Here is a 12,252-nt window from a genome sequence, read left to right as displayed (position 1 = left end):
AGATGATAAAGGGCGCTTAGCGCCCTTTATCATTATTTCTTTTCTTCGTCAGGTAGTGTGACATTGAGTTCGAGTACGGCTAAATCATCTTCATTTTGATCAAACTGAACTTGAACTGCATCGGCGCCTACATTCACGTACTTGCGAATGACATCTAATATATCTTGCTTTAACTGCGGCAAGTAATCAGGTGTACCACGCTGAGAACGTTCGTGCGCGACTATGATCTGCAATCGCTCTTTTGCTAATGACGCACTGTTTTTCTTTTCTGAGCGGAAGTAGTCAAGTAAAGACACATTAACCTCCAAATATCCGTTTGAATAAACCCTTTTTCTCTACATCTAAAAATCTAAATTCAACCGTCTCGCCTAATAAACGACTGATCGCATCAGCATAGGCTTGACCTGCGTCTGATTCGCCATCAAGAATAACGGGTTGTCCTGAGTTAGATGCACTAAGTACTGCTTGAGATTCAGGAATGACACCTAGTAAGTCGATAGCTAGAATGTCCTGGATATCTTCAACAGATAGCATTTCACCTTTTGATACACGATCTGGATTATAGCGTGTTATTAGCAAATGCTCTTTAATGTTTTCCAAACCTTCTTCAGCACGTTTAGATTTACTGTGTAAAATTCCTAGTATACGATCTGAGTCTCTTACTGACGAAACTTCTGGGTTGGTAGTTACAATCGCTTCATCAGCGAAGTACATGGCCATCATAGCACCGGCTTCTATACCTGCCGGAGAATCACACACGATGTAGTCAAAGTCTTCTTTTAACTCATTGAGAACACGTTCAACGCCATCACGTGTGAGTGCATCTTTATCGCGTGTTTGCGATGCAGGAAGTAAGAATAACTTCTCTACACGCTTATCTTTTATAAGTGCTTGGTTAAGGTTGGCTTCACCATTGATTACATTGACAAAGTCATACACTACGCGACGTTCACAACCCATAATAAGGTCTAAATTCCGCAGGCCGATATCAAAATCAATGATAACAGTCTTATAGCCTTTCAATGCCAAGCCTGTACCAATTGCTGCGCTTGATGTTGTTTTACCAACACCCCCTTTACCCGAGGTAACGACAATTATTTTTGCCATGAGATTTATCCTTTAACCAAAGCTGAAATTTCTAAAGATTCATTTTTTTGTTGTATTTGAACTGCGTTACCCCAGTGTTCACCTTGCAGTGAGTCACTGATCCAGTAATTACCATTGATTGAAACGAGTTCTGCTTCTAATTTATTACAAAAAATGTATGCGTTTTCTAGCCCTTTCGCACCGGCGATTGCACGGCCGCGTAGGGTTCCATATATATGTACATTGCCATCTGCAATTACTTCTGCACCATGGCTTACTGCGCCTAATACCACTAAGTCACGGTCTTTGGCGTAAACCTGTTGCCCTGAGCGAACTGCACCATTAATAATTTGTGCTGGTAAATACACGGTTTTTTCAACCACTGACGTATTAGGCTCTACTCTTGGAGGTTCACTCTTAACGTCTTGTGAATAGTTTAAAACAGATAAGCCAGCAGCTTTCGCTTGTTTGTGCTGCTCATCAGAACCATTACATACACCCACCGCATTAAAGCTCATACGTTCAATAAGTGATTTTAAGTGAACAAAATCAATAGGATTATTTTTTACTTCAATTAAATTCACGACAATGGGGGCACCCTCAAAGAATTTTGGGGCTTGGGCTATTTTTATATACAGTTGTTCTGCTAAAAGGGGGATATCAGTACTATAAAGATGTAAAACTGATAACGTAAAAAGGTTGCCTTTTAGCTCAAAAATTTGGTCCGACATAGATGCTCAACTGGATTGTCTTGTTAGTGTGAAATTTTTATATAAACCTAGGCTGAACAAGGCGTTTATTGTAGTTTTCACTCTAATTTTTATAACTTATTATTATTGCCATGTTATAGTGTGTAGCACTGTTAAGCAAGATTTTATAGGGCCATAATGCTAACTGCGGTATATAAAAGTAAGAAAAAAGCAGATACTTTCTTATTTATTGAAAAAAGAGACGATTTTAGTAAAGTTCCGGAACCTTTAATGGCCATGTTTGGTCAACCTCAGTACGTGATGATCATTAACTTAGCTAAGCGAACTCAACTAGGCGTAGCGGATTTAGACACTTTAAAACAGTCGCTCAGCGACCAAGGCTATTATTTACAAATTCCGCCACCAGAAGAAAACTTGCTGAGTGAATTAAGAAAACAAAACGGAGTAGATAGTGATTAAAAAATTAGCAGTTGTATTGTGTGGTATCTGTTTAAGCTCATCTGTGATGGCAAAAACCCAAGCTGAGTTTCAACAATACCTTACTAATTTAAAGCAAGAGGCAATAGCGAAAGGTTACGATACTCAGTTACTTGAGCAAGCATTTGCCACTGCTTCTTACAAAGAAAAAGTGATTTCAGCAGATAAAAATCAGCCTGAAGTAAAAGAAACACTGGAAACATATTTACCAAAACGAGTGCCTCAATGGAAAATTGATCGCGCGCGTAAGTTGTACAAAGAAAACCAAGACGTTTTAGAGAAGGTCGCAAAAGACTTTGGCGTCCAAGCACGCTTTATTGTAGCTATTTGGGGCTTAGAGAGTAATTTTGGTGCCATTCAAGGTGGCCACAACGTGATTTCATCGTTGGTAACACTGGCTTTTGATGGGCGCCGTGAAGCATTATACAAGCGCCAATTATGGGCAGCACTGGACATATTAAAGTCGGGTCATATTACGCTTGATAAATTTAAAGGCTCATGGGCAGGTGCAATGGGGCAAACTCAATTTATGCCAACCTCATTTAATGCCTATGCTGTAGATTACAACAACGATGGCCGTAAAGATATTTGGACAACCAAAGAAGATGCGTTTGCCTCTATTGCTAATTACTTAAAGCAAGAGGGTTGGAATGACAACTTAACCTGGGGTCGCCAAGTTCAATTACCTGCTGATTTTGATCAGCAGTATATTTTAAAGCGCGGTACTAAAACACGTAAGCAATGGCTTGAATATTGGAACAATTCAGAGCGCTCACTCGCTGATTGGCAAGCATTAGGGGTTCGTCGTGCTGATGGCAGCGATTTACCAAATGTTGCTGTGGATGCTGCACTAGTGATGCCTGATGATGAAAATGGGCGCATGTATTTAGCATACGACAACTACAAGGTATTTATGCACTGGAATCGGTCATATTATTTTGCAACCAGCGTGGGCTATTTGTCAGATAGAATTGCTTATCCAAAAATTTAAATAAAGCAAATAACTAAAAAGCCGCAAATTGCGGCTTTTTTGTGAGTGACCTATCGACTAAATTTCTTTTTTAAATATTTTATCTTTTAGGTCAATGACTTTGCCAATCCCTGAACCTAGTTTCATTAGCTTATTAAGCTGCTCAGGAGTTAAACGTTGTAATTCTGACGACCATTTAGTTACTGTTTCAAGTAAGTTATGGATTTCGCCCATTTGTTTTTGAGCGTAGATTTCATCGTCGTTACTTGCTTCGTCTAGTAAGTTATCCCGCAGTAAACTTAGTGTCGGCTCAACTTCACGTTTTTTGCGCTCTTCGAATACGCGATTTGCCATATCCCAAATATCGCCTGCAGGGGCATAGTACTCTTTTCTATCTCCTGGGATATGCATTACTTTGATCAGTTGCCAAGATTGTAATTCTTTGATCCCCATACTCACGTTACCGCGAGAGATACTTAGCGCATCAGCGATTTGATTTGCCGTCATCGGGTCTTTAGTGATAATCAATAAACCGCACATTTGTCCAATGGTGCGATTAAATCCCCAGCGGCTGCCCATCTCACCACAATGCATTACAAAGGCAAAGTTTTTTTCTGATAATGTCATTGTTACAAGTTTCAAAAATAAATGAAATCTATGCTAGCACGCTGGTTAGGTATGGCAAGACTTAAGCTGGGATAAAAAGCCACGTTTTACGACTAATGATTGATATAGATTAATATCTAAGCATTTATAGTGAGGTATGTTGCGGATATGCAACATGACATTGTTATTTAACGACCTTGTTGAATAACAAAATTTTTTATAAACGATGGAATGACTATGAAAGCAGCAATAAATACAGAATATAAAGGCAAGTTAGCGATCACCGATTTGCCTATCCCAGAAGTAGGTCCTAACGATGTCCTAGTAAAAATAGCCGCTTGTGGTGTGTGCCACACTGATTTACACGCATGTCATGGCGATTGGCCGGTAAAACCAAAAATGCCATTAGTACCTGGGCACGAAGGTGTTGGTGTAATAGAAAAACTAGGAAGTAATATTAAGCACTTAGAAGTGGGCGATAGAGTAGGCGTACCATGGTTATACAGCGCATGTGGCCATTGTGAGTTTTGTTTAGATGGGCGCGAAACCTTGTGTTTATCGCAACATAATACGGGTTACTCTATTGACGGTGGGTATGCAGAATACTGTTTAGCTCATGGTGACTACATCATCAAAATACCGGAAGGTTTAGGTTTTGCTGAAGCTGCCCCCTTATTTTGTGCGGGCGTAACAACGTATAAAGCTTTAAAAGTATCTGGCGCTAAACCAGGTCAATGGGTTGCTATTGTCGGTGTGGGTGGTTTAGGGCACTTAGCAGTGCAATATGCAAAAGCAATGGGCTTTAATGTTATTGCGGTAGATACTGGTAAAGAGAAAATGGCGCTAGCTAAAGAGTTGGGTGCTGATATTACGCTTGATTTTAAAGAGGTGGTGCCCAGTGAGGCCATTTTTGAGCAAGTAGGTGGCGCGCATGCTGTTGTTTGTACGGCAGTATCAAAACCTGGGTTTGAACAAGCATATAAAAGTGTTCGCCGAGGGGGAAAATGTGTATTGGTTGGTTTACCGCCTGAAGATATGCCATTGCCAATTTTTGACACCGTATTAAATGGTGTTTCAGTGGTTGGCTCTATTGTAGGTACGCGCAAAGACCTGCAAGAATGTCTTGAATTTGCTGCGCAAGGCAAAGTAAAAGCTATCATTGAAGAGAAAAAACTTGAAGATATTAATGAAATTTTTGATGACATGCTTAAAGGCGAAATAAACGGCCGCATAGTTGTTACGATTTAATATTAAGTTTTTACATGAAAAAAGCACGGTATTTCAATTGAAACTCCGTGCTTTTAAAATTATTAAACTATTAAAGTGTGTAACTAAAGCTTAGCTTTGCATTACGTTCTTCACCTGGCATTCCGCCTAAAAACATGGCTTTAGAATAATAGTTTTTATTAAACAGGTTATTAATGTTTAACTGCATCTGCCAGTTATCAGCTTTATAGCTAACTGCAGCATCATATACGGTATAAGCGGGTACGTAACCATTATCAATACCGAATGAACTTGAGTTAGTACTGCGTTTATCAACGAATGTTAAGCCTGCGCTTAGATCAACTGCGTGTGGTAATTCAAACAGCGCTGCTGAGTAAGTAACCCATGAACTAGCTGTTACATAAGGCACCCCTTTTTGGCGGGTATCAAAGCTTGAGCTGTTTGGATTAGTTTTATCGCGGGCGTCTTGATAAACACCGTTAATATTAACTTTCCATTGATCGTTCAAATAGGCATTTAAATCAATCTCTACACCTTTTGTCTGTTCTTCGCCATCAAAAAAGCTCTCTACTACGTTAGGTGCTGACACGCCGGCTTCATAAAGTGGATTGGCGTATTCTAAATTAGTGCGCGCACTTTCAAATACTACAATCGAAGCTAGTAATTGATCATCAAATGCTTTAAAACGAAAGCCTAAATCGTTACTCACTGATTCTGAATCGTCTCTATCGGCTTCATTACCAGCAACAGAGCCAAGAACACTGTAAGCTGTGCGTCCTTTCGAGTGATTTAAAAACAAAGCCATATCAGCGTTTACTTGATAAGTAGCACCTAAGTTATACGTTAAACCACTGTCTGATGTGTTTGCTTCAGGCGTTGGATTTGCGCGGCTTTGGCTATAACGTGGGTCTACCCCAAAATGCTCATAACTTTGTTTTATGCGATTATGAGCAACACCAATACGAGTAGTGATCTTGTCGTTAATATAAGCAACATGCTGCAGGCCTACGCCCCATGCTTGTACTTTTTTATTGTAATCACTGGTTTTAAGCGGATCATAGTCAGCAAATTCACCTGTAGGCCAATTTGGTTGACGTATATCAAAAATATATGGCAGTGCGCCTTGGTAAATCACTTCACCGTCATTGTTTTTAATGACCTTATCAGCATCATAAATAGAGTACTGTTTAAAACGAATATCACGGTCTTCATAGTTGGCATTAACTAGTAGTTCGTTTTCTATATTACCAAGCATAAAGTCATAACGTAAATCTAAGAAGTATTGCCAAGATTTTTCATCCGCTTCTACTTGGCGATATTCTTGGCGTCTTGCAGCAAAAGGATGTAATACATTATCTACAACTAACGGTGCGCGTGGATCTTGGTTAATTACACCGCGTCGGTTCCAATAAACATAATTATAAGCACCTGTTTGACGAGCAAAACTTGAGGTGTAATTGCGATACTGTAGCTGTTGATTTAAAAATAAATCATCACTAATGTAATAATTATGCGCTAATTTAAAACGCAGCTCTTCACCTTCGTTATCCTTTGCCATCGGTGATATTATGCCATTAGTGCCAAAGTTAAAGGGTGTTAAACCATCATTGCTTGCCAAAGAGTTAGCTAATTCATTTCGTTGTGCTTCACTCAATTGTAACCCACTTGCTGTAGGGTCATTAACTAAATCGGCGCCTGATACTTCTCCAGCAGTTAAACCGTTAACCGATTCACTGTTAAAAATACGAATAGGGTGGCCAATAGAATCCACTGCAATAGCGTCTTTAATATATGCCCCAGACAATACAAAAGATTGTTGGTCATTAAGCACATATTTTAAAGACGAGTAAATTTCATCGCGCTGCTCTTTTAAATCACGAAAGCCATCGCTAGAGGCGGTTTTTGCCATTACCCGATAAGCTAAATCGTCGGTTATTGCATTGGTGCTATCGAGTGCAAGCGAATAACTATCCCACTGACCGATATCCATTTCTAGCGTATGTTGCTCGTTAAACTGTGGTTTTTTCTCAATGAGGTTGATCACACCACCGGCACTACCCATACCATACAAGCCAGTAGCGGGACCCTTTAACACTTCAATAGATTCAACATTGGTTAAAGACCGAGTAGGGTTAAATGTATTGCCCAAGCCTGCGCCGCCATACATGCCATCATAAGTGTAATTAGCACCCAAACCACGAATAACTAAATTGTCACCAATGCCATAGTTATTACCCGCTTGAGTTAGGCCACTCACATTGCGGATCACGTCCTGAAGACTATCAATACCTTGTGATTCAATCAGTGCTTTATCAACAATAACCACGGGTGCTGGGGTTTCCATTAGTGACATGTCTGATTTAGTCGCTAAACCAGAATTCATCACTACTCGGTTTTGTTGCTCGTAAACGCTAATTCGTTCAATATCTGAATTAACTTGTGACTCGTTAGCCATTGCTAAATTTGCGTTTAAACACGCTAGAGTGAGGAGAGAGTATTGAAACCTTTTCATAAACTGATAACCATTCGCATTTGTTAATTTGCGCGAATGATAATGGTTATCATTTTAAATTTAAATAAAAAGTTCAATTTTTTTTACTTCAATAGGTACGTTTGCTTGATTGTTATTCAATGTGATTTAAAAGTAATCATATTTGAAAATTTCAAAGGGGGATTGCAGTAGTTAGTTGGTTTAGCAGAAAGATTTTTTAATAAAATTTTGATGGCTAAACGAGCAGCTTAGCTACATTTGCAAAAAATTTTAAGGTTGAGCGGTGCTCAACCTTATAGAAACGTTTGGGCTTACTGTTTGTAAACCACACCCGCCTTCATAACAAACGGGATCTGCTCTAGTGTAGAAATGTTTTTTAATGGATTAGTATCTACCGCTATGATATCAGCTGCAAAACCAGTTTTAATTTGCCCTAGTTGTTTATCAGCTTTTAATAATCTAGCACTATTAATGGTCGCCGCTTGAATTGCTTGTAATTCACTCATGCCAAATTCAACCATACGGGAAAACTGTTTAGCATTATCACCATGTGGGTATATTGCTGCGTCGGTACCAAATACCATGTTTACCCCAGCTTTAACAGCGCGTTTAAAACTATCACGTTGTTTTTTTGATACCAGACGTTCCTTATTTAGGTTTTCTTCATCAACACCATTTTGCTCACCAAAGCTCAGCGTATACTCTGTATTATAAATATCCATCGATAACCAAGTACCATGCTCTTTTGCAAGCGCAATCGCTTCATCATCTAGAAAGCTAGCGTGCTCAACACTATCTACACCGGCTCTAATCGCCGTTTTAATACCGTTAGTGCCGTGTGCGTGAGCGGCAACAGGTAATTCACGCATGTGCGCTTCATCAACAATGGCTTTCATTTCTTCAAAGGCGTATTGCTGTATGCCGACTTTTGTTCCTTTAGAAAATACCCCACCTGTGGCGCATAGTTTGATTGCATTAGCGCCATATTTTATATTTTCACGCACTTTAATACGTACTGCCCATGGGCCATCAGCAACGCCGGTGGCAGTATATTTCATCTCTGGAGGTAAGCGATTATTATCGCAGTGCCCACCAGTAATGCTCAAAGAAGGCCCTGCAGCCCAGATACGTGGGCCGATAATATCACCTGCATTCACACCATCTCGCACCGCAATAACACTGTAGCCCTCAGCACCTAAGTTCCTTACTGTAGTAAATCCAGCTTCTAAGGTTTGCTTAGCAAAATAGCTGGCTTTAATGGCCATTCGCGGAACAGATTGCCCTAAACGTTCACTTCGAGAGACGGTAGGATCGCTGGTTAAATGTACGTGCATGTCCATTAACCCAGGTAACAGGGTAAGCGTTGGTAGGTTTATCAGTTCATCATTACTGCTAAGCTTGGGCTTTTTATTAAATTGGATTTGGCTAATAACACCTTTATCTATGGCAATCAAAGGATTAGCCTTAAGTTCGCCTGTTTCAACATCTAGCAAAGCTTTGGCCGATATATAGGTTGTGGCTAGTGTACTTGCACTGGTTAAGCTCATTAATGCGATTGATAGAGTCAATAAATGTTTTTTCATGTTTAAGTCATTATAATTATTTTCATTCACTTGAATGTAGCAACCATGCGCTATTGAGTAAATAATGTAGCGACGAATAGCATTGACCGTAATTGCTTTATTTAAGTTATTTAAAACCGCATAATTGGCGGGTAAAAACTAACAAGGGAATTTATGAAAGTTATTAAAATAGCTCTGGTTGCCAGTAGCGTTATGTTTGCCTTAAGTGGTTGTATGAGCACCAGCTCACAATTAAACACAAATCAGTCAGTTGCACCTGTAATAAGCGAATTATCAGCCGAGCAGCAATTAGATGTGCTCGTTGCTCAGTACTACGATGAATCATTAGCTTTTAATCCATTAAGCGCTACTTATAATGGCCGCCATGAATTTGATGATCAATTTTTGCCTGAAATATCGCAGCTTAATCGCGATAAGAAAGCCGCTTTCTACAAAAAATATCAACAACGCTTATCCCTGATTGATGAATCACAACTGACCGGTCAAGCGCTACTGAATTTTGAAGTGTTATCCCGAGATTTAGCCCTCAAGCTTGAGGGGATGCAATATAAAAATTATTTGTTACCGATAAATCAAATGTCGGGTGCGCATAATACCTTCGCTGGATTTGGTTCAGGACAAAGTGCTCAGCCTTTTAATACTGTTGCCGACTACGAAAATTTTATCAAGCGTGCAGATGGTTTCGTTAAATGGCTTGCAAGTGTTGAACAATCAATGGCGCAAGGCGTTAAATACGATGTGGTACTGCCTATGCCATTAGCAAAAAAATTACTCCCGCAATTTAAAGCGCATGTTGTTACAAGCGCAGAAGATTCTCTCTTTTATTCGCCCATTAAAGCCATGCCCGACTCTTTTTCAGCTGATGAAAAGCAACAGCTAAAATCGCAGTATAAAACACTGATCTTAGATAAATTAGTGCCTGCATATCAGCGAATGAGCGATTTCTTACTTAACGATTATATTCCTTATGCCCGCGATTCTGTTGGTTATGCTGATTTACCCAATGGTAAAGCGTGGTACGAATACCAAATAAAGAAAAATACTACGTTAAGTTTATCAGCGGATGAAATTCATGAGATTGGTTTAAGTGAAGTGGCAAGAATCTTAAGTGAGATGAAAACGGTGAAAAACACCGTCGAATTTGAAGGAGAATTATCAGCCTTTTTTAACCACTTACGTGACTCCGATGAGTTTTATTACAAAACGGCCGATGAGTTAATTGCTGCCTATGAAAAGATAAAATTAAAAATAGACGCTCGCTTACCAAAGTTATTTAATATTGAGCCTAAAGCACCTTATGTTGTCAAAGCGGTTGAAGCGTATCGAGCCCAATCAGCTGCGGGAGCGTCGTATGCAGGACCCGCTCCTGATGGTTCGCGCCCAGGCATATTTTACATCAATACATACAACTTAAAAGCGCAGCCTAAGTTTTTACTCGAAACACTGTCTATTCATGAAGCCGCTCCTGGTCATCACTTTCAAATAGCGCTGCAACAAGAGGTGCAAAGCTTGCCCGATTTTCGTAAATTTGGCGGCTATACCGTGTTTGCTGAAGGCTGGGCATTATATGCAGAAAGCTTAGGCAAAGAATTGGGCTTATTTACCGACCCGTATATGTGGTACGGGCGTCTTAGCGATGAGCAGCTAAGAGCGATGCGATTAGTGCTTGATACAGGATTTCATGCCAAAGGTTGGACACGTCAACAAGGCATTGATTACATGCTAGCAAATTCTTCAATGGCAAAAAGTGATGTTATTGCTGAAGTTGAGCGCTATATTGCATGGCCAGGCCAAGCACTATCGTACAAATTGGGTGAGTTTAAAATTAAAGAGCTCAGAAATTACGCCCACCAGCAATTAGGTGAGCAATTTGACATTAAAGCGTTTCATACGCAAATATTGATTGATGGTGCACTACCTATGCCTATTCTGGAGAAAAAAATTAAACGTTGGGTTAAATCTCAGCAGTAATAAAATCGCGCGAAGCCATGCAGATATTAGGGATTGGCTTTGCGCGCTTTGCTGCAATACGTTAGAATGCGCGCTCTTAAAAGGGGCGAGAACACCATGTTTGATCAACAATTAGCAAATACCCAATTTTGGCTTAGTAAAAGCCTGAATGAAATGAACCAGCAAGAATGGGAAGCCATTTGTGATGGATGTGGAAAGTGTTGTTTAAACACCTTTATTGACAGTGAAGACGAAGATGACTTTACTGCTACCGATCAGCTAAGAGAAGGCGAGCAACTAATATTTACCAACATTGTTTGTCAATACCTTGATAACAATACCTGTGGCTGTAGTGAATACGAAAACCGCCAAACATTAGTCCCTTCGTGTGTTAAACTCACTAAAGAAAACCTAAAAGACATCTTTTTCATGCCACAAAGCTGTAGCTACCGCCGTCTTCATGAAGGGCGCGGTTTAGCAACGTGGCACCCGTTACTTAATAACGGCGATAAAACTAAAATGCATGAGCTAAACATTTCAGTCAAAGATAAAACAGTAAAAGATTGTGATGTAAAATTAGACGATTTTGACTTGTATATTGCCGAGTGGCCAACCAAGGATTGCAACTAGTGAGTAAGTTACAAGCAAGTATTGGTTTAATAAACCCTAAAAGCCCAACCAATGTGGGTGGTGTATTACGCGCAGCAGGTTGTTATGACGCCAAGCAGGTTTTTTTTACCGGCAACCGTTATTTAAATGCACAAAAATTTCATACGGATACGAAAAATGTGGTGCAACGCATTCCATTAACCGCCACTGACGATTTAGCATCAGTCAAGCCAAAAGATGCAAAAGTAGTGGTAATTGAGTTAATTGAAGGCGCCACTCCTTTGCCCGAATTTACTCACCCTGAGAACGCATTTTATGTATTTGGTCCAGAAGACGGCTCTGTGCCCAAAGATGTTTTAAAATGGTGCGACGAAGTGGTGTATATTCCTACTATCGGCTGTATGAATTTAGCGGCAACCTGTAATGTTGTTCTTTATGACCGACTCTCTAAATTGGGCGGGATTCAAAGCAGTGATGAAACCATTATTTCATCACGCGATACCAATAATAAAATGAAATGGAAAAAGTGATTTAAATAATAAT

Annotated in this window: 12 protein-coding genes; 6 read left to right on the top strand and 6 right to left on the bottom strand. The window is 39.8% G+C overall.

Annotated features, from left to right (window positions below; translation table 11 throughout):
- Positions 1–32 precede the first annotated feature (32 nt).
- The 3 genes from minE to minC are packed head-to-tail and all read right to left on the bottom strand — an operon-like array spanning position 33 to position 1,817.
- Positions 33–296 carry a cell division topological specificity factor MinE gene (minE, locus tag FLM54_RS17425; protein WP_008111532.1) on the bottom strand — a complete coding sequence of 88 codons (264 nt, stop codon included), beginning with the start codon at positions 294–296 and terminating at the stop codon, positions 33–35.
- A 1-nt stretch (position 297) separates the two neighbouring features.
- Positions 298–1,107: a septum site-determining protein MinD gene (minD, locus tag FLM54_RS17420; RefSeq protein WP_138606508.1), complete on the bottom strand. Its 810-nt coding sequence runs from the start codon at positions 1,105–1,107 to the stop codon at positions 298–300.
- A 5-nt stretch (positions 1,108–1,112) separates the two neighbouring features.
- The gene (minC, locus tag FLM54_RS17415; RefSeq protein ID WP_138606506.1) at positions 1,113–1,817 is read right to left on the bottom strand and encodes a septum site-determining protein MinC; all 705 of its coding nucleotides are present in this window, start codon (positions 1,815–1,817) and stop codon (positions 1,113–1,115) included.
- A gap of 156 nt (positions 1,818–1,973) precedes the next feature.
- On the opposite strand from minC, the gene FLM54_RS17410 reads away from it, so the two are divergent.
- Positions 1,974–2,255 carry a YcgL domain-containing protein gene (locus FLM54_RS17410; protein WP_178957120.1) on the top strand — a complete coding sequence of 94 codons (282 nt, stop codon included), beginning with the start codon at positions 1,974–1,976 and terminating at the stop codon, positions 2,253–2,255.
- Positions 2,248–3,264, top strand: coding sequence for a lytic transglycosylase domain-containing protein (locus FLM54_RS17405; RefSeq protein WP_178957119.1), 1,017 nt, complete (start codon positions 2,248–2,250; stop codon positions 3,262–3,264). The genes FLM54_RS17410 and FLM54_RS17405 overlap by 8 nt, the downstream gene beginning before the upstream one ends.
- 57 nt (positions 3,265–3,321) lie before the next feature.
- On the opposite strand, the gene FLM54_RS17400 is transcribed toward FLM54_RS17405, so the two are convergent.
- Positions 3,322–3,870 carry a GbsR/MarR family transcriptional regulator gene (locus FLM54_RS17400; protein ID WP_010388849.1) on the bottom strand — a complete coding sequence of 183 codons (549 nt, stop codon included), beginning with the start codon at positions 3,868–3,870 and terminating at the stop codon, positions 3,322–3,324.
- Positions 3,871–4,086: 216 nt separating this feature from the next.
- On the opposite strand from FLM54_RS17400, the gene adhP reads away from it, so the two are divergent.
- Complete coding sequence (gene adhP / locus FLM54_RS17395) at positions 4,087–5,097, top strand: alcohol dehydrogenase AdhP (RefSeq protein ID WP_054201589.1); 1,011 nt, start codon at positions 4,087–4,089, stop codon at positions 5,095–5,097.
- A gap of 70 nt (positions 5,098–5,167) precedes the next feature.
- Here adhP and FLM54_RS17390 read toward each other — a convergent pair whose 3' ends face one another.
- Complete coding sequence (locus tag FLM54_RS17390) at positions 5,168–7,588, bottom strand: TonB-dependent receptor (RefSeq protein ID WP_178957118.1); 2,421 nt, start codon at positions 7,586–7,588, stop codon at positions 5,168–5,170.
- Positions 7,589–7,878: 290 nt separating this feature from the next.
- Positions 7,879–9,150: a metal-dependent hydrolase family protein gene (locus FLM54_RS17385; protein WP_178957117.1), complete on the bottom strand. Its 1,272-nt coding sequence runs from the start codon at positions 9,148–9,150 to the stop codon at positions 7,879–7,881.
- Positions 9,151–9,303: 153 nt separating this feature from the next.
- Here FLM54_RS17385 and FLM54_RS17380 point away from each other — a divergent pair, with 153 nt between their 5' ends.
- From FLM54_RS17380 to FLM54_RS17370, 3 genes are all read left to right on the top strand, one after another.
- On the top strand, positions 9,304–11,121 hold the full coding sequence (locus FLM54_RS17380) for a DUF885 domain-containing protein (RefSeq protein WP_178957116.1): 1,818 nt from the start codon (positions 9,304–9,306) through the stop codon (positions 11,119–11,121).
- Between the two features lie 96 nt (positions 11,122–11,217).
- Complete coding sequence (locus FLM54_RS17375; RefSeq protein WP_138606494.1) at positions 11,218–11,730, top strand: YcgN family cysteine cluster protein; 513 nt, start codon at positions 11,218–11,220, stop codon at positions 11,728–11,730.
- On the top strand, positions 11,730–12,239 hold the full coding sequence (locus FLM54_RS17370) for an RNA methyltransferase (protein ID WP_178957115.1): 510 nt from the start codon (positions 11,730–11,732) through the stop codon (positions 12,237–12,239). The genes FLM54_RS17375 and FLM54_RS17370 overlap by 1 nt, the downstream gene beginning before the upstream one ends.
- Positions 12,240–12,252 lie beyond the last annotated feature (13 nt).

Origin of the sequence: Pseudoalteromonas sp. Scap25 (assembly GCF_013394125.1) — a bacterium.
Lineage (GTDB): Bacteria > Pseudomonadota > Gammaproteobacteria > Enterobacterales > Alteromonadaceae > Pseudoalteromonas.
The sequence above is the reverse complement of the archived record's forward strand: the minus strand, read 5'-3'. Positions and strand labels throughout refer to the sequence as shown.

Coding starts and splice junctions, on each gene's coding strand:
- adhP (WP_054201589.1), top strand. CDS start 4,087: ATGAAAGCAGCAATAAATACAGAATATAAAGGCAAGTTAGCGATCACC.
- minC (WP_138606506.1), bottom strand. CDS start 1,817: ATGTCGGACCAAATTTTTGAGCTAAAAGGCAACCTTTTTACGTTATCA.
- FLM54_RS17380 (WP_178957116.1), top strand. CDS start 9,304: ATGAAAGTTATTAAAATAGCTCTGGTTGCCAGTAGCGTTATGTTTGCC.
- FLM54_RS17385 (WP_178957117.1), bottom strand. CDS start 9,150: ATGAAAAAACATTTATTGACTCTATCAATCGCATTAATGAGCTTAACC.
- FLM54_RS17410 (WP_178957120.1), top strand. CDS start 1,974: ATGCTAACTGCGGTATATAAAAGTAAGAAAAAAGCAGATACTTTCTTA.
- FLM54_RS17375 (WP_138606494.1), top strand. CDS start 11,218: ATGTTTGATCAACAATTAGCAAATACCCAATTTTGGCTTAGTAAAAGC.
- minD (WP_138606508.1), bottom strand. CDS start 1,107: ATGGCAAAAATAATTGTCGTTACCTCGGGTAAAGGGGGTGTTGGTAAA.
- FLM54_RS17400 (WP_010388849.1), bottom strand. CDS start 3,870: ATGACATTATCAGAAAAAAACTTTGCCTTTGTAATGCATTGTGGTGAG.
- FLM54_RS17390 (WP_178957118.1), bottom strand. CDS start 7,588: ATGAAAAGGTTTCAATACTCTCTCCTCACTCTAGCGTGTTTAAACGCA.